The following is a 17,975-nucleotide window of genomic DNA, read 5'->3' as shown; positions in this document are numbered from 1 at the left end:
TCTTCTAGTAAGGTGGGAGTGCTCTTTGCTCCTTTCTTATTAGTGGAGGAATCATGAAGCTAGCTGATTTTGCAGAGTCTGCTCGCGCGCTATTTAAGCGGCTGACTCGTATGCGCGCTAATAAGTCCTCCAAAAGTGCGGAATCTTCCGCAAGCTCTGGAATCGCTGCATCTTCCGAAAATACTGAATCTGCGCAGTCTACGCAGTCTTCGTAATCTTCATCATCACAAGAGCAATCTTCCCCAAAACCAATGTCCACACTTCGCAAGCTGGCTGAGCTGATTGCGCTTGTTACTATTGGCGTTTTGTGTTTCAGCTATCCTGTGGTTTCTACTTTGGTCAACAATCACGCTGCCAAAGAACTCTCAATCTAGTACGATAAATTAAATAAGGAAAAGACTAAAGAAAATCGCGCGGAAATTTTGGGAAAAGCGCGTGAATACAACGCTCGCCACAAGGCGATTATTAGCGCGGACCCGTATAACGGCAATAACGACTACATGGACACTCCCGAATATAAAGAGTACGAAAAAGTGCTTAGTGATGTCGATGCTGAAGGCGTTGTGAAAATACCGAAAATTGACGTGAGGCTGCCGATTTACCATGGAACTACTCAAGATACTCTCGCGATGGGAGCGGGGCATTTGTACGGCACGGATTTGCCGGTGGGCGGCAAAAGCAGGCACACGGTTGTGACGGCGCATACGGGTATGCCGGATGCCACAATGTTCGACGATTTAAACACGCTGAAAAAAGGTGATTACTTCTACTTTGACGTGCAAGGCAAGACTCTTCGATACAGAGTGTTTCGCATAAATGTGGTGGAGCCGAACGATATTCGTTTGTTGCGGCGCGAAAAGGGGCGCGACTTGGCGACGCTGATTACGTGTACCCCGTATGGAGTTAACACGCACAGGCTGCTCGTGACGGGGTATCGTGTGTTGCCGGATCCTGCTAACGTGCCGGGCGACCATATGCAGTGGTCATTGTGGATGACGTTGTTTGTGATATCGATGGTGATGTCTGCGGTGTTGATGGCGATGATGCTGATTGCGTCGTTGCGAAAGAAGAATGGTGTGAGTAGTGTGCAAGGCAGGCATTTGCTGGCGGTTTCGCGCAAAATCTTGCGTAAGTTGCGCAAACGACCTGCCTGAGCGCAGCAATGCGACACGCCGGCTTGCGTGCAAGCTCATTCTGAGTATAGTAGTTACTCGGTTCGCGAAACGAGCCAAGATAACCAACGCCCCTTTAGCTCAGTTGGTTAGAGCAGCTGACTCTTAATCAGCGTGTCCAGGGTTCGAATCCCTGAGGGGGCACAAGCGAAACCCAAGCTTCACTGCTTGGGTTTTTTCGTATCTAATCTCTCCGTCACGCATATGCAGCAGCGCGCGTTTGTCCTTCTTTGCGGTCAAGCTGGAAACATGACCTCGTCAAATATGATGCCGCAATTATTCCAGGATGATGCCCAGCTTGAACAGCCGCAACCGTCGCAACAACCGCTGCTAAATTTAGCACAGTCGCAGTCGCAACAAGTTCAGTCATCGCCGCAACTACTTACGCCGCAGCAAGCTCAGCTGCGACAGCTCCCTCTAAAAGCCGCCGACACGACTGCCGAAAATCCATGGCCTGTTGCCGTTTTAAGCCAAAAGTTCCACAGTGCAGTAGAACGCTGGCCAGCCGCGTGGATTGAGGGTCAAATCGTCGAAATTAACATGCGCCGCGCTTCTTCCGGTTACATCACCCTTCGCGACAGTAATGAAGAAGTGTCGATTTCCGTAATGGGCTTCAGCAATTTCGTGCAGCAGGCGCGCGAACTTCGCCAGGGTGACCGCGTAGTCGTTCACGGCAAGGCGGATATTTGGGTAAAAGCCACGCGCTTAAGCTTCGTTGCAGACGAAATCCGCCGCGTCGGTGCCGGTGACTTAAAAGCGCAAATTGACGAGTTGCGAAAAAAGCTTAAGGGCGAGGGCTTATTTGACGCTGAAAATAAGGTTCCGCTGCCGGAATTTCCTAAGTGTGTCGGTCTCGTGTGCGCTCCTCAAGCGCGCGCGGAGGGCGATGTTATTACGAACGTGAATTTGCGCTGGCCTGTTACGCGCTTCAAAGTTATTCACGCGCACGTGCAGGGCGTGCAGTGCCCGGCGGATATTATTGCCGCAATTAAGCAGCTCGACGCGGATCCAGAAGTTGACGTTATTATCGTTGCTCGCGGCGGTGGAAGCTTTGAAGATTTGATTGGTTTTTCAGATGAGGGTGTGGTTCGCGCTACTGCTGCGTGCATAACTCCGATTGTGTCTGCAATTGGCCACGAGGACGATTGGACGCTGATTGATTTGGCTGCAGACATGCGCGCTTCGACTCCTACGGATGCTGCAAAGCGCGTGGTTCCAGACGTACGCGAGCAGTGGCAGCTTATTGATAACGCGTTGCAAACTATGCGCATGCGAATTTCTGCGCGCGTAGACAATGAGATTCGTCTCGTTGAAGGTTATGCGAATCGCCCGAGCCTTACGCGCCCGAGCACTATGCTTGAGCCGCACGAGCGTTTGGTTGAGCAGGCTGTTGAGCGAATGCGTCACGGTTTGGTGCGACTTCTTGACGACGCGAGTTTGACTGTTGAGAAGGCTCACGCGAGCTTGACTGCGCTAAGTCCGCAATCGACTTTGAATCGCGGGTACGCTGTTGTGCAGCTCAGTGGTGGGCGAGTGCTTGACGATGCGGCTTTAGCGAAAGTTGGCGACGATATGACAGTTACGCTTAAAAGTGGCGTGGTTCTTGGCAAGGTGACTGGAACAAAGTCAGCTGTTACTAAGTCTGCTTTCATAAAGCCAAGTAAAAAGTCAAGTAAGTAATTTTTTAGATATTTTAGATATTTATTTAGATACAACGAAAGGTTAGATATGAGTGAGAAAGTAACGAAAAAAGCGGAAGAATCAGCAGAAAACACAGAATTTGCAAGCACACTTACGAAAGAAGAGCGCGCTGCGATTGAGACGATGCCGTACGAAGAGGCTCGCGAAAAGCTGGTTCAGGCGGTTCAAGCGTTGGAAGCTGGCGGTTTGACACTAGATCAGTCCATGCGTCAGTGGGAGATTGGCGAGGCGCTGGCAAAGCGCGCGCAGGGTTTGCTTGCCACGGTTCGCGCTAAGTTGGACGCGGCACAAGCGGAACAATCGGCGACGGCAGCTACGGCTGGCACGCAATCGAATCTTGAGGATTAGCACTCGCTGATTATGCGCTCAGGCGGCATAAACTACTCGCGACTGAGTCGTTTTGGTCGGATTCTTGCGAAAAAGCGGCATAAACTACTCACCCTTGCACTGTTTCTGCCGTTTCTGCTGCGCGCCGCAGTGACACGCCATAGTGTATAATTGCCATTTGTTGCCTCGGTAGCTCAGTGGATAGAGCACCACTCTCCTAAAGTGGGTGTCGTCAGTTCGATTCTGATCCGGGGCACTTTTATGTGTGGACGTTGTGCAGTTTATATTTGTGCAATGGTGTTGTGTGCTGTATAATTCGCCTATTTTTTGTTGACAAATATTAGTTTCTTTCGTATAATTGAGTAGTGGTGAAGCCAGGCAGTGTCTGGTTCGCAAAGAGCCAATCAAGCGATTGATTGGCTCTTTGTGCATCTAATAGCGGGGGATTGGTGGGGATGATGGTGATTTATAAACCTTTTACTACTATCAGACAACAAATAGAATTACTTAAGTCTAGAGGAGTAGTGTTTCCTGATGAGATTAAAGCTATGGAAATACTTGAAAGAGAAGGTTACTATAGCGTTGTAAATGGATATAAAAATCCATTTCTTGAGTCAAAAAATTCGAATAAATATGTTCAAGGAGCAAAGTTTGAACAAATTTATTATCTTTTTAAATTTGATCGTGAACTTCGCAGTATTATCTTTGCGGCTACAACTAGAGCAGAAGCATTGTTAAGGTCATCATGTTCATATTGCTTTAGCCAAATGCACGGTAATGAAGTTAATGCTTACCTTAATGAAACTAACTATGAAGATCCAAAGGAATCAGGTGGTTTAATTAAAGCATTTAATCGAATTATAGAAAATAATAAGTCAAATAATCAAAAATTAAATATAGGAAAAGAGTACATACGACATTGTATCAATAATCACGATGGGCAAGTTCCATTATGGGTTTTATCTAATGATTTGACTTTCGGACAGATGTTCTGGTTTTACAAAGCGCAAACTAAATGCGTGAGAGGTTTGGTTGCTAAAAAATATACTGAACTTTATAATTCTTCACACTGTTCTCAAAAAGATATTACGTCAATAAAAACTGATTCTATTTATAGAAGAATTAAAGAGTTCAGAAATATTTGTGCGCATGATGAACGTTTGTATTGTGCTAGACCGCATAGTGATAATGCAACAGTCTTTCAGCTTATTAAAGATTTCGACATATTATTAGAAACTAGCTATTATCTAGAGTTTTTAGAGAAGATTGAAAAATTACTTGTTGCGCTTTGCGATAAAGTTCCAAATTGCTCTAAAAATGTTATTGAATGCATTGGAATGTCTAGTATTGATGAATTTTATGATTGGAAAAATAAAATTAAAGAAAATATTATCTTGAATAGTAACTTGTCTGTTCCAAACGAGGCAACGCTTAAGGCTATGAATCACGCTAATCAAATTATGAATGGCAAAATTTCTGACGATGGCATTGCTTTTAGCAATGCTAATGAAGCTAAGGCATTTTTGGATAATATGTCATGAAAATGTCATGAAAATTATTCGCGAGTCGCGAAATTATTCCTAATGTTAGGGGATAGTGTTAGATTATTTCTAACTTAAGCGATGATCCGTTATCGGCGGGGAGTTTTCGGAAGAACGGCGAGGATTCGTAAGGTTTTCGCTTATTAGAACCGACGGGGTTGGCCCGCACAGCCAAACACGAGAGGCTATGGGAATAGTTCGATTGCGTTGCATATTTGTGTTACGCACTTGCGTTATGCATTGCGATACACGTTACGTAATCATCTTATAGCAAGCGAGGTGGTACCGCGGCAGTAACTGTCGTCCTCGCAGGGAAATATTCACCCTGTTGAGCGAGGAGAGCACAGTGAGCGAATCCACTAATCCAGCAGCAAACGCGTCCGAAAATACGTCCGCAAATCACGTATACCCAAAGGTAAGTGTTTCAGCATCAACGCAAGAAAACTCCGGCGCGCAAGTTGCACCAAATCCTTCCTTCCCAAAGCTTGAAGAATCAGTTCTCCAATACTGGGATGCAAACAACACTTTCCGCAAGTCAATCGAATACCGCCCGTCCGGCAAGGGTAGCCAAAACGAGTTCGTGTTCTTCGACGGCCCTCCATTCGCAAACGGTCTTCCTCACTACGGCCACCTGCTCACAGGCTACGCAAAAGACGTCGTTCCGCGCTATCAGACTATGCGCGGTCGCAAAGTAAACCGCGTTTTTGGTTGGGATACTCACGGTCTTCCTGCAGAGTTGGAAGCGCAGAAGGAACTCGGCATTGAATCGGTTGAACAAATCGAAAAAATGGGCATCGCAAAGTTCAACGATGCTTGCCGTGCCAGCGTTTTGAAGTACACGAACGAGTGGCAAAACTACGTGCATCGTCAGGCTCGCTGGGTTGATTTCGAGCGCGGTTACAAAACGCTGAACATTCCATACATGGAATCCGTTATGTGGGCATTTAAGCAGCTTTACGATAAGGGCTTGGCTTACAAGGGTTACCGCGTGCTTCCGTACTGCCCGAAGGACCAAACTCCACTTTCAGCCCACGAGCTTCGCATGGACGCGGATGTGTACCAGAATCGTCAGGATACTACCGTTTCCGTTGCCGTTAAGCTTCGCGACGAAGCCGACGCTTACGCAGTATTCTGGACCACTACTCCTTGGACTGTGCCAACCAATTTCGCAATCGTAGTTGGCGCAGACATCGACTACGTGGAAGTTCGCCCAACTGAAGGCAAGTTCGCAGGTAAAAAGTTCTACATCGGTAAGCCTTTGCTTGGCTCCTACACTAAGGAACTTGGCGAAAATTACGAAGTTGTGCGCGAACTTAAGGGCGCTGAGATGGCTGGTTGGCGCTACTACCCAGTGTTCCCATACTTTGCAAGCGATTCCGCGCTTTCCGAGGGTGGCACTCCTGGTCCTAACGCTTTTACGATTTTCACTGCAGATTATGTTGACACCGCTGAAGGTACTGGTCTCGTTCACCAGGCTCCTTACGGCGAGGACGATATGAACACGCTTAACGCGCACGAAATTCGCAGCGTTGACGTGCTCGACGCAGGCTGCAAGTTTACAAGCGACTGCCCAGATTACGAAGGCTTGTACGTTTTCGACGCGAACTTGCCAATTTTGCGTAACTTGCGTGCAGGAGACGGTCCGCTTGCTCAAATGCCGGAAGATCAGCGCGCGTTGCTATTCCAAGAAAAAAGCTACGTGCACAGCTATCCTCATTGCTGGCGTTGTGCAACTCCGCTTATTTATAAGCCTGTTTCTAGCTGGTTTGTGTCTGTTACGAAGATTAAGAAGCGCTTGCTTGAGCTTAATCAGGAGATTAATTGGATTCCTGGAAACGTTAAGGACGGTCAGTTTGGTAAGTGGCTTTCTAACGCGCGCGACTGGTCGATTAGCCGTAACCGCTTCTGGGGTTCGCCAATTCCAGTGTGGGTGAGTGACGATCCAAAGTATCCTCGCGTAGACGTGTACGGTTCTTTGGAAGAGCTTAAGGCTGATTTTGGCGACTATCCGCGCGATGACGACGGCAATGTGAATATGCACCGCCCGTATATTGATCGCCTTACTCGTCCAAATCCAGACGATCCTACTGGAAAGTCGCAAATGCATCGTATTACGGATGTTCTCGACTGCTGGTTTGAGTCTGGTTCCATGCCTTTCGCGCAGTTCCATTATCCGTTTGAAAATAAGGAATTCTTCGAAGAGCACTTCCCATGCGACTACATCGTTGAATATATTGGTCAGACTCGTGGCTGGTTCTACACGCTTCACATTATGGCTACGGCTCTATTCGACCGCCCAGCTTATAAGAACGTGATTTGCCACGGCATCGTGCTTGGTTCCGACGGCCAGAAGATGAGTAAGCATTTGCGCAATTACCCGGATGTGAACGGCGTTTTCAACGAGTACGGCTCGGACGCAATGCGCTGGTTCCTCATGTCTTCGCCAATTTTGCGCGGTGGCAATTTGATTGTGACTGCAGACGGCATTAGGGATACGGTTCGTCAGGTTATGCTTCCAGTTTGGAGCTCGTACTACTTCTTCACTTTGTATGCGAATGCTGCAAACGGTGGTAAGGGTTATGACGCTCGTCGCCTTCGCGCGGATGAGGTTGCAGGACTTTGCAACATGGATCGTTATTTGCTTGCTCGCACGCGTTTGCTTGTTGAGCGCGTAGAAAAGTGCTTGAACGCGTTTGCGATTAGCGATGCTTGCGCAGCAGTTGGCGATTTTATTGACGTGCTTACGAATTGGTATATTCGCGGCAGTCGTGACCGCTTCTGGAATGAAGACGAGACTGCTTTCAACACGCTTTACACTGTGTTGGAAGTGTTCATGCGCACGATTGCTCCTCTTGCTCCTATGGAAGCTGAGGCTGTTTGGCGCGGTCTTACCGGTGGCGAATCCGTGCATTTGGCTGATTGGCCTTATTTGGTGGAGCCTGAAACTCTTTCAGACGGTGAGAAGAACCCTAAGGCTGGAACAGTCACTGAGCTTGGTGCTGTTCTTGCTCATGACGATGCTTTGGTTGCTGCTATGGATAAGGTTCGCGAGGTTGTGTCTTCTGCGCTTTCGTTGCGTAAGGCGGAACAGTTGCGCGTACGCCAGCCATTGGCAAACTTGACGGTTGTTGCAGAAAATACTGCTGCTGTTGAGCCTTACGAGCAGGTTCTTGAGCGCGAGCTTAACGTGAAGAATGTTACATTCTGCACTTTGGAAGACGCAAGCAACCACGGTTTGAAGATTGTTCACGAGCTTAAGGTGAATGCGCGCGCGGCTGGTCCTCGTTTGGGCAAGCAAGTGCAGTTTGCTATTAAGTCTTCTAAGAGTGGCGATTGGCGAGTTGACGAGTCTGGCGCTCCTGTTGTTCAGACTCCAAACGGCGAAGTTGCGCTTGTTGAGGGCGAATATGAGCTTGTAAATCGCGTTGAGTCTTCGGATGCTCAAGCGGCTGCGAATACTGCTTCTGCTGCAATGCCAACTGGCGGTTTCGTTATGCTCGACACTGCTTTGACTAGCGATTTGCTTGCTGAAGGTTACGCTCGCGACGCTATTCGCGCTGTTCAGGATGCCCGTAAGGAGAACGGTTTGGATATTAGTGACCGAATCGCTTTGACTTTGAGCGTGCCAGCTTCGGACGTTGTTAAAGTTGAGCAGTTCCGCGATTTGATTGCGGAGGAGACTTTGGCTACGAGCTTCGAGGTTGTTGAGGCTGATTCTAGCGCAACTGAGCTTAGCGTAACTCTTAAGCGTGCGTAGCTTAAGTGCAAATCTTAGCTAACTAAACAAAACGTGCCGGTGTATTTCAATGCGTCGGCACGCTTTGTTTTATTTCTAGTTTTGCTTCGAACTTTCTAGTTTTTCTGCAATGAGTGTATTGACGACTGCGTTTCTGCTAATAGCAAGAATTTTTGCACGTTTATCAAGTTTTTCAATAATCCATTCTGGCATAGTAAATGTTACGCGTTTTTGCACATTTGAGTTATGCTCTATAGTTGGATGTTCCAAATCAAAGTACTCAAGTACGTCTTCACCGTTATCGAATTTTTTATCGAGTTCTTTGTCACTTATTTCCTTATTCGTTGTAGTGCTCTTCATAATATTGCTCCTCATTTTTACGCGATTTTCTTACAGAAATAATACGAATTCGATTATTTCTTTTTGTTATTATTGCCGTCCAATGTTTATTGTTTATTTTTCCAAAAACTAAGTAGCGAGAGTTGTCGTTTCCTGAATTTTTGGATTCTAATGTAATTGTTGTATTCTCCCAAAGTAATTGGGCTTTTTTGAAACTGATACCATGTTTAGCAAAATTTTTTAAGCTTTTTGCAGGATCGTGTTCAAAATCCATTCTCACCTCCTAGTGTGTATTTTACATCAAAACAACATCAATATGAAGCAATTTTTTAATGATTGTTGTTTTGTATTAAGTATCGTAAATGCTTTAAGTCGGCTTTCCTAGATTTTTTACGCATTGTGATTAAAGGCTATTTATAAAAGCGCGCTACCGCATTGGGTCTCTTTTCGCGCTACGCTTAATCGAAAAGCGAGTCAATGTGACACCCCGTTTTCTATGGGTTCCTATAGTGTCGATAAGACAACAATACAAATTTTTACTCGATTTGTGTTTTGCGTTAATTTATATTGCATGATATTCAAAAAGAAAGTGCAGGTGACGAAATGAGTAAAGATGAGAAGGGTCGGTGTATTTCGTTCACGCTATAAGCGTGATTCATCTAGCGTCACCGTTCCTACTGGAAATAATTCTGGCATTATTATCGGAAGTATAATTATTGCAATTTTTGTGATTTTGGCAATTTTTGCCGATGCTTTTACTGCAATCACTGGCAATAATCCTTATGATGAGCATCCAGAATATTTAGATTTTAATTCTGTTCCAACAGGTTTTGGTGGCATTAATTTCCAGCATTGGTTTGGTCTTACGCCACTTCGTGGTCTTGATATTTTTGCAATTGTGGCTCATGGCGCGCGCGTATCTCTTGGAATTGGCGTCGCTTCTACCATAATATCGCTATTTCTTGGCATCGTAATCGGCATGATTGCAGGGTATTTCAGTGGTTTTGCAGATGCTTTGCTTTCGCGCACAATGGACGTGTTCTTCGGTTTCCCGTTCCTGATTTTTGCGATTGCTTTGTCTGCTGTTGTGCCGCAAGATTTTCCGCGTCCGCTTCTACTAATACTTGTTTTAGGATTTTTTGGTTGGCCAAGTATTGCGCGTTTAGTTCGCGCTCAAACTCTTACGCTTAAATCTCGCAATTTTGCAGTTGCATCTCGCGTAATGGGAGCCGGTACGTGGCATGTTCTTCGTGAACAAATAATGCCAAATATGATGCCGTTGTTGCTTGTGAATGTAACGTTCCTTATTCCTGGACGAATTGGAGCTGAAGCTGCGTTGTCTTTCCTTGGCGTTGGTATGAATCCGCCTTCGCCTTCGTGGGGTCGCGCTATTGCGGAAGCTGTGCAGTGGGTTTTAGTTGACCCATGGTATTTACTTTTCCCTGGAACTGCACTGTTCTTGCTAACTTTCGGTTTTAATCTTGTTGGTGACGGTTTGGCCAGTGCTCTTCAGCCTCGCGCTAAAAAGGCGGCGACGGCATGAGATATAAGGAAAATATTAGTAATAGCGATACAAAAAATAGTAATAGCAGTACGAAAAATATCAGCAATAAGCAGAATGTAAATAATACGCAGAAGAAAAATATGCAACAAAATATTAGTAATAACAGCAATAATGAATCCGCAAAAAACTCGCGAATTATTAGCAAAACCGTAGATTTTCTTACGTTTTTAATAAAGCGTTCAGCAAGCGCGGTACTTGTTTTAACACTGATTGCAGTTGTATTATTCCTTATTTTCTTTATGCTCCCAGCGAATCCTGCGCAACTAGCTTGCGGAAAGCCGTGCACTCCTGAGCGTTTGGCTCGAGTTTCCGCATTTATGGGCACGGACGCGCCGTGGTATGAGCAGCTTGGAAACTATATTCGTGGGATATTTTTTGGACGAGAATTTGGAACTAATTCTGCATCCTCAGGAATTTCAGCCGCTGGTGCCGCAATTATCTGCTCGTCTCCATGCTTAGGCTGGTCCTTCACGCTTAACGAACCAGTCACAGATCTTATTATGAGCCGTTTTGCTGTGACAGCTTCTTTGGCGATTGGCGCTGCATTACTTTGGGTAATTATTGGTGTAGTAACCGGAGTGATTTCTGCTTCTAAAGAAGGATCGCTTTTTGATCGTGCATTTAGAGCGCTTTCTTCAGTGGGGATTTCGTCCCCTGCTTACCTGATTGGTATGCTTGCAATACTTGCTTTTGCAGTATATCTGCCAATTTTCCCTACAGGCGGTTATGTGAATTTTTCGGATGATCCTTTAGGTTGGCTGCAGCATTTGCTACTTCCGTGGATTGTTTTGGCACTTCTTAACGCTGCTTATTATACGCGACTTACTCGTGCTCATATGCTTGACGAGTTGCAACAGGATTATATGCGCACTGCCTTGGCTAAGGGTATGCCGCGAACGAAAGTTATAACTCGTCACGCTCTGCCTAACGTAATGCTTCCTGTGCTAACAATGTTTGGCTTGGATCTAGGCGGTTTGCTTGGCGGTGCTGTGATTACTGAGAGAGTTTTCTCTATGCAAGGTTTGGGTTCGCTACTTCTTGATTCTGTTAAAAATCTTGATTTGCAAGTGCTGGTTGGTGTGACGCTTTTTGCGGCTGCGCTTGTGATTGTTGCGAATCTTATTGTTGACATCTGTTATCGTTTCATCGATCCTCGTGCCGCAGTCTGTTAGTGCCTTTCGAGTGAAATTGTTAGTGGGCGAGGACTAAGCGCTTGCGTTTGCTTGATGCTGCTCGTGTCAGCTCGCTCACTTTTTCTCAAGTTCAAAAATGTTAAATAGCTTATGCGCGAGTTTTAAAGAATTAAATTTTAAATAGAAAAGATTAAAGAAATAAGGGGATTATTATGTTCATTTTCAAAAATAATACGGCTTCAAAGAAAATTCTTGCTTCAACAGCAGCTTTTTCACTACTTACAATTTCACTACTTTCGCTTTCAGCTTGCACAAATTACAACTCTGGGAAAACCAGTATTACGAACGCTTCCGTGCTAAATTCTAATCCTAAAAAAGGCGGAACTTTTACAATATTTACGTCAAATACGAATATGAATTTCGATCCAGCTCGCAGTCAGGGTTTGCCAATTACGTCAAATAATTTCATCTTCCGCGCACTTACTACGTGGAAAGTAAGTCCGGATTCAAGCGAGCAAACGCGCGTAGTTCCAGATTTGGCAACGGATACTGGCACAACAAGTGACGGCGGAAAAACTTGGAAATACACTCTTAAAAAGGGTGTTAAGTATGAAGATGGAACCGAAATCACTTCGCACGATATTAAATTTGGTATTGAGCGCTCGTTTGCAGATTCGTTAAGCGGTGGTTTTGGATATCACAAAACTCTTCTTGTTGGAGCTGAAAACTATAGAGGACCATTCGACGGAAAGTCGCTTGATTCGATTGAAACTCCAGATAATCAAACGATTATTTTCCATTTGAAAGCACCTTTTGCAGATTGGCCGTGGGTGACATCTTTGGCTGCATTTGTGCCAGTTCCAACTAGTTCAGGCGATGCTCAGACATATAGTAAAAGGCCGAAATCTTCAGGACCATACAGGATTGTGCAGAACGAAGTTGGAAAGCAAGTTGTAATGCAACGCAATAAGTATTGGGATTCCAAGCTCGACAGTACTCGCACAGCTTCTGCAGATGAAATTGTGTGGAAACTTGGTTCAGACACTACTGTTTCAGCTCAGTCTATGATTCAAGGAAATACGGATACAAAAACCGCATTTTTGGCTGATTTTGTGCCGCCTGCTCAGCTTGCACAAGCTCAAGCGCATCCTCAATCTCGCAAGTTGCTAACTACTAGTAGTGATGGTGCTCTTGAATATTTGGCTATGAATACGCGCAGAATAACGGATATCAATGTTCGAAAAGCGATTCAGTATGCTGTTGATAAGCAGTCGTATCGAACTGCGAAGGGTGGCGAAATTGCTGGAGGTTTTGCTACTACGCTTATTACGCCTGGTATTTCTGGTCGAAAGCAGTTTAATTTGTATTCTGAAGATCCTCGAGGGAACGTTGAGAAAGCTAAACAACTGTTGAAAAAATCAGGTAAAACCGATATTAAGTTGATTCTGATTGCTCGTCCGGATCAAACGCAAGTGGCATCTTCTGTGCAATCAAGTTTAAAGCGAGCTGGTATTAAAGTGACGATTAAAACTGTTGATGCAATAAACTTTACGGATGCAATTACGTCAAATTCCGGAGATTACGATTTGGCTTTGGCTTCGTGGCAGCCTGATTTTCCTTCTGCTTTTGCGAATTTGGGACCGCTTTTTGATTCTTCGCAAATTGGCGGCGGTAACTGGAATATTTCTCGTTATTCGAATCCTAAAGTAGATGCTTTAATTCGCGAAGCTGTGCAAACTGTTGACGAGAATTCGGCTCATAAACTGTGGCAAAAGGCGGATCACGCTATTATGGAAGATTCTCCTGTTGTTCCGCTTATTTACTCGCATAATACGTTTATTCATGGAAGCGGTGTTGAGAATTTCTACATCGGAAGTTTTCCTGCTTACCCTAATTATGCAGCTGTGTCTTTGAATAGGTGATTGAAGATGACGAATTTGGATGCGCAAGCTTTGGATAATAAAGATTTGGATGCGCGTAAAAGAATTGTTATAAGCGTTGAAGATTTGTCAGTTTCGATTGACGGTAGGCAAATTACACGCAATGTTTCTATGCGATTGCGTGATGGAATGGTTTCTGCGTTAGTAGGCGAGTCCGGTTCTGGAAAGTCACTTACTGCGTTGGCTCTTATGGGATTGCTCGATAATAATGCGCGTGTTGAAGGGAATGCGGCGCTTCTTAACGCTTCGGATGCTAACGAATCTTTTATAAATTTGCTTAGCGAAGATGCCTCTTATGAGCATATTCGCGGTGGCATGATTGGCATGATTTTTCAGGAGCCGTCCAGTGCGTTTAATCCTGTGAAAACAATTGGCAAGCAAATAGAAGAAGCGCTAATATATCATCCTGAAAAAGCAGGAAAGCTTAGCCAAAGAGAGCGTAAGAAGCGTGTGATTTCGCAGCTCCTCGAGGTTGAGTTGAGTGATGCTGAGCGCGTGTATCGTTCTTATCCGCATGAGCTTTCTGGCGGCCAACTCCAGCGTGCGATGATTGCTATGGCTTTAATAAATCGTCCACAAGTTTTGATTGCAGACGAGCCTACAACAGCACTCGACATCACCACGCAACGAGATATTTTACGTCTTATACGTAATTTGTCGGAGAAATTACAGCTTGCTGTGTTAATTATTACGCACGATATGAGTGTTGTGCGCGCGCTCGCAGATGAAATGTATGTAATGCAAGGCGGGAATGTTGTGGAATCTGGCGAAGTTCAGCATATTTTTGCGAATCCTAAGCACGAATATACGCGCACTTTGCTAGATTCTGTTCCTAAATTTGATATGCAATATGCTTCAAGTGGTGATTCTTATGAAAGTATAGAAGAAGTAGCAAAAGCAATTGCTAAGAATATTGCTAAGAATATTTCTGAATCTCCAGGTTCTGAATCTCCAGTAGTTGAAGTTCAAGGCGTAAGTGTGAAGTATTCGCATGCTCGTTTTAGCAAAGATTCAAATAAGCTTGCTCTCGCTAATGCAAACTTGCGCATTAACTCTGGCTCTACACTAGCTTTAGTCGGGGAGTCTGGAGCTGGGAAAACCACTATTGCAAAGCTTATTTCTGGGCAAATCAAACCAAATTCAGGATTAGTGCTACTTAATGGAGAAAACTTAAACAGATTAAACAATAAAGTTCGCCGCCAAGCATTATCGCGAATTGGATACGTTTTTCAAGATTCAGGTTCCGCACTAAATCCGCGTAAAACCATTGGCTGGAGTATTGCAGAACCATTACTTTTACACACGAATCTTGATGCCAATGAGCGTTTAGAGCGCGTTGGAGAAATGCTTAATCAAGTACAACTGCCAGTTGAATTCGCAAGCCGTTTTCCTCACGAGCTTTCCGGAGGTCAAAGACAGCGCGTAGGTATTGCGCGAGCGTTGATTTTGCAGCCTTCTCTGCTTATTGTGGATGAGCCAACTTCTGCGCTTGACGTAACAGTGCAACGTTGTGTACTTAACTTATTGCATGATTTGCAACAAAAATACCGTTACGCATGCTTGTTTATTACTCATGATGTTGGCGTTGTGCAAGAAGTTGCTAGCGAAGTTGCCATAATTAGAAATGGCAGCGTTCAATATATTTCGTAGTATGTTTTCCTAGTATGTTGACACTCGCCATTACGATAGTAAGCGTTTTTAGGAGGTAGTTTATGGCATCGTCGGCAGCAATTGGCGTTTTTGATTCTGGGCTTGGAGGCATTTCCGTAGCTCGTCAGTTGCATGCTGCTCTTCCGCATGAGCGAATTATTTATTTCGGCGACTCTGCAAACGCGCCATACGGCATTAAAACGCCTGAAGAAGTTAAAAAGTTAAGCTTTGCAATTGTCGAGCATTTTGTTCGCCTAAATGTAAAAGCTGTTGTAATTGCTTGTAATACTGCCACTTCCGCAGCTGTGAACGATTTGCGCGCGCATTACAATATACCTATCGTAGGTATGGAGCCGGCGCTTAAATTAGCTTGTGATTTAGGTAAAGGTGAGCCTCAGCGCGTAATTGTGGCCGCAACTGAGCTTACTTTGCGCGAGCATAAGTTTGCGGATTTGCTGCAACGTTTTTCGCAAAATAACACGATTTTTTCGCAGCCTTGTCCTGATTTAGTGCGTATTGTTGAGCGTGGGGAGCTTAATAATCGTGATGTAGTTTTTGCTGCTTTTCACAAGTATTTCGACGAGTATGATTTAGACAGTATTGATTCGGTTGTGCTGGGCTGCACTCATTTTGTGTTTTATAGGGATTATTTCCGCGAGTTTTTGCCTGCGCGCACGAATATTGTTGACGGCAACGAAGGAACTATTAATCATTTGCGCAAAATATTGGAACTTAATAATGAGCTTGCAAGCGATTCTCAAGAAGGCAGCATAACTCTTACTAATTCGGATACAAGCTTGCGCATGCAGCAACTTGCGAAGAGCTTGTGCTGTTAAAATCTTGCGTTAAAAATCGCTCTTATTTAGCCAAAAAATACTTTAGAATATTGGCACAAAATCAAAGTAAGCAATGCCGCAATCCAAAGCACGTCTATGAGCAAGTCGTATCGCAAACGGTAGTAGCTTTCCAGCAAGCTAAAACGCTTAACAAGCAACTTTTGCGAACTTACGCTTGCGTGAGTCAATGATATAAATTGCATTGTTGTGGAGAACATAAGCACAATGCACCACGGGCACAACGCGTGAATTACGAACATAGATTGCGAAAACAGCCAGTAAGCGTAGGCAAGCGCGCATAATCCACCAAGCCAAGTGCAAATTGCGAACCATCGCGGCACGCGTACGCGAATCATTCCAATAACTGCGAGCGTTACGAATACGCTTTCTGCAGCAATTCCAAAGAATGCGTTTGGGAAGCTTAATTCGCCAAATTTCACAATTTCTGCCTGCCAAGTTTGCGCAACTCTAGAGCAGGATACTACGCTGTTGAAGTCGCAACTGAGCAGCTTATTAGGTTCGCGCGCTAAAGCAAGGGTTTCAGCAGAAAGTATAAGCGAAGTTATGAGTGCTACCGCAGAGAAAAATAGCATAATGCCATACGTCCATACTGCAGAGTGCCTCCATCCGCTAAGTGTTGTTTCATAGTCTTCTTTAGCGGCGTTAGTTTGCTTCATTGCTGCTCCTAAAAGTTACTAATTGCGAATGATGTGAATAATAATAAATAATAGCAAATAATTATGTGTGCATATTCATTTCTCGTTACATGGCACAGTTTACGATGATTATATGACCGCAATAAGCAACAACCAACGTGACGCATCAAATCATGCTAGCGATAGCAACTCCAGCATGATGAATTTTGCGCGCGAACGCTGGGATTTGCACTGTCATACTGTTTATTCAGACGGCACTGCAACTCCAGAAGATTTAATTACGCAAGCTAAAATCGTTGGTTTGCAAGGTGTTGCTATTACTGACCACGACACAACTGCAGGATGGCATGATTTTCAAGAGGCTGCTAAAGCTTCGAATGTGCCAGTATTATTTGGTTCGGAGATTACTGCGCAAGACTCAGGCGTGTTTGTGCACATGCTCGCATACCAGTACAATCCGAAAAATAGCATGATTGTGAGCATGTTTGAGCTTACTAGGAAGCGTCGTTTTGATCGCACAAAGCGTATGGTTGAATGTATGTCGCGCGATTTTCCAATTACTTGGGATGACGTTTTGGCTCAAGCGAAGCTCGGCGACTTAACTACAATCGGGCGGCCGCATATCGCTGATGCTTTAGTAAAAGCTGGCGTGTATAAAACGCGTTCTGAAGCTTTTGCTGGGCCTATTTCTCCGTGCAGCCCGTACTATATACCAACTCCTTCTCCAAATGTTCGTGAAGTTATTGAGGCTGTTAAAGATGCTGGAGGGGTTGTTGTTATTGCGCATCCTGCCGACCCTACGCGTAACCGCGTGCTTCTTTCGGATAATCAAATTATATCGTTTGCTAAAGCTGGTCTTGACGGTTTAGAAGTGTATCATCGCGGAAATTCTAAAGCACAGCGTGAAAGACTGCTTTCTTTAGCGAGTAAGTGCGATTTGCTTGTGACGGGCGGCTCGGATTGGCATGGCTACGGTAAGCCAAATCGTTTGGGCGAAGAAACAACAAGCCGCGAAGTAGTATCGGAAATACTCTTGCGCGGCTATAAGCTCTAAAACTATTTATTTATTTATTTATTTATGTTGCTGTAAAGTTTCTGCCGCTCTTAGCGGAATTTCGTTATTTTAGTTGAGTGCTCCGAAGCCTACTGAATGCTTTGGCGTATCGCCGATGAGTGCGTAAGACAGCGACGAAGCTGAGACCATAATAGTGCGCCCATTTACGTCCGTAAACTCAAGCATATCCTTGGAATCGTTAATCACTTTGCGCACTTCTTCTGCGCTTTGGTTGGTTTCAAAATCGATGGAATCAGAAACGTTTTTTACTCCTAAAACAACTCGCATACATACTCCTTTTGCTTTTTACGCTATTTATCGTTTTA

General features: G+C 44.8%; 14 protein-coding genes, 2 tRNA genes and 1 pseudogene. 13 read left to right on the top strand and 4 right to left on the bottom strand.

Annotation, left to right across the window (positions count from 1 at the left end; genetic code table 11):
* Positions 1-53 precede the first annotated feature (53 nt).
* The 7 genes and pseudogenes from HXT48_RS05420 to ileS all read left to right on the top strand — a co-directional run bounded on the left by HXT48_RS05420 (position 54) and on the right by ileS (position 8,498).
* A pseudogene (locus HXT48_RS05420) lies at positions 54-1,154 on the top strand (class C sortase).
* Positions 1,155-1,242: 88 nt separating this feature from the next.
* Positions 1,243-1,316, top strand: a tRNA-Lys gene (locus HXT48_RS05415).
* A gap of 120 nt (positions 1,317-1,436) precedes the next feature.
* Complete coding sequence (gene xseA, locus HXT48_RS05410) at positions 1,437-2,852, top strand: exodeoxyribonuclease VII large subunit (protein ID WP_421793209.1); 1,416 nt, start codon at positions 1,437-1,439, stop codon at positions 2,850-2,852.
* Between the two features lie 48 nt (positions 2,853-2,900).
* Complete coding sequence (locus HXT48_RS05405; protein WP_004110585.1) at positions 2,901-3,221, top strand: exodeoxyribonuclease VII small subunit; 321 nt, start codon at positions 2,901-2,903, stop codon at positions 3,219-3,221.
* Between the two features lie 162 nt (positions 3,222-3,383).
* Positions 3,384-3,456: transfer RNA gene (locus HXT48_RS05400), tRNA-Arg, on the top strand.
* 199 nt (positions 3,457-3,655) lie between these two features.
* Entirely contained in the window at positions 3,656-4,741 is a 1,086-nt protein-coding gene (locus HXT48_RS05395; RefSeq protein ID WP_421793207.1) for an Abi family protein, read from the top strand.
* A 346-nt stretch (positions 4,742-5,087) separates the two neighbouring features.
* Positions 5,088-8,498, top strand: a complete 3,411-nt coding sequence (gene ileS, locus HXT48_RS05390) for a mupirocin-resistant isoleucine--tRNA ligase (RefSeq protein WP_012913935.1) — start codon at positions 5,088-5,090, stop codon at positions 8,496-8,498.
* Positions 8,499-8,573: 75 nt separating this feature from the next.
* Here the strand turns inward: ileS and brnA are convergent, their stop codons facing one another.
* Positions 8,574-8,837, bottom strand: a complete 264-nt coding sequence (brnA, locus tag HXT48_RS05385) for a type II toxin-antitoxin system BrnA family antitoxin (RefSeq protein ID WP_012913936.1) — start codon at positions 8,835-8,837, stop codon at positions 8,574-8,576.
* Positions 8,815-9,090, bottom strand: coding sequence for a BrnT family toxin (locus HXT48_RS05380; RefSeq protein ID WP_012913937.1), 276 nt, complete (start codon positions 9,088-9,090; stop codon positions 8,815-8,817). The genes brnA and HXT48_RS05380 overlap by 23 nt, the downstream gene beginning before the upstream one ends.
* 339 nt (positions 9,091-9,429) lie before the next feature.
* On the opposite strand from HXT48_RS05380, the gene HXT48_RS05375 reads away from it, so the two are divergent.
* The 5 genes from HXT48_RS05375 (at position 9,430) to murI (ending at position 15,939) form a co-directional block, all read left to right on the top strand.
* Entirely contained in the window at positions 9,430-10,359 is a 930-nt protein-coding gene (locus HXT48_RS05375; RefSeq protein WP_004110570.1) for an ABC transporter permease, read from the top strand.
* Positions 10,356-11,552 carry an ABC transporter permease gene (locus HXT48_RS05370; RefSeq protein ID WP_012913938.1) on the top strand — a complete coding sequence of 399 codons (1,197 nt, stop codon included), beginning with the start codon at positions 10,356-10,358 and terminating at the stop codon, positions 11,550-11,552. The genes HXT48_RS05375 and HXT48_RS05370 overlap by 4 nt, the downstream gene beginning before the upstream one ends.
* Positions 11,553-11,725: 173 nt before the next feature.
* The gene (locus HXT48_RS05365; RefSeq protein WP_415690082.1) at positions 11,726-13,435 is read left to right on the top strand and encodes an ABC transporter substrate-binding protein; all 1,710 of its coding nucleotides are present in this window, start codon (positions 11,726-11,728) and stop codon (positions 13,433-13,435) included.
* 6 nt (positions 13,436-13,441) lie between these two features.
* On the top strand, positions 13,442-15,103 hold the full coding sequence (gene nikE, locus HXT48_RS05360; RefSeq protein WP_421793022.1) for a nickel ABC transporter ATP-binding protein NikE: 1,662 nt from the start codon (positions 13,442-13,444) through the stop codon (positions 15,101-15,103).
* A 62-nt stretch (positions 15,104-15,165) separates the two neighbouring features.
* The gene (murI, locus tag HXT48_RS05355) at positions 15,166-15,939 is read left to right on the top strand and encodes a glutamate racemase (RefSeq protein ID WP_102155360.1); all 774 of its coding nucleotides are present in this window, start codon (positions 15,166-15,168) and stop codon (positions 15,937-15,939) included.
* 26 nt (positions 15,940-15,965) lie between these two features.
* Here murI and HXT48_RS05350 read toward each other — a convergent pair whose 3' ends face one another.
* Positions 15,966-16,616, bottom strand: a complete 651-nt coding sequence (locus HXT48_RS05350; protein WP_012913942.1) for a vitamin K epoxide reductase family protein — start codon at positions 16,614-16,616, stop codon at positions 15,966-15,968.
* A gap of 175 nt (positions 16,617-16,791) precedes the next feature.
* Here HXT48_RS05350 and HXT48_RS05345 point away from each other — a divergent pair, with 175 nt between their 5' ends.
* On the top strand, positions 16,792-17,649 hold the full coding sequence (locus HXT48_RS05345) for a PHP domain-containing protein (protein ID WP_076003140.1): 858 nt from the start codon (positions 16,792-16,794) through the stop codon (positions 17,647-17,649).
* A gap of 69 nt (positions 17,650-17,718) precedes the next feature.
* Here the strand turns inward: HXT48_RS05345 and HXT48_RS05340 are convergent, their stop codons facing one another.
* Positions 17,719-17,937, bottom strand: a complete 219-nt coding sequence (locus HXT48_RS05340; protein ID WP_004105154.1) for a DUF3107 domain-containing protein — start codon at positions 17,935-17,937, stop codon at positions 17,719-17,721.
* Positions 17,938-17,975: the final 38 nt, after the last annotated feature.

The sequence above is a fragment of the Gardnerella sp. KA00127 genome (assembly GCF_049244125.1).
GTDB classification, from domain to species: domain Bacteria; phylum Actinomycetota; class Actinomycetes; order Actinomycetales; family Bifidobacteriaceae; genus Bifidobacterium; species Bifidobacterium swidsinskii.
Note: the sequence above shows the minus strand (reverse complement) of the source record. Positions and strands in the feature narration are given on the sequence as shown.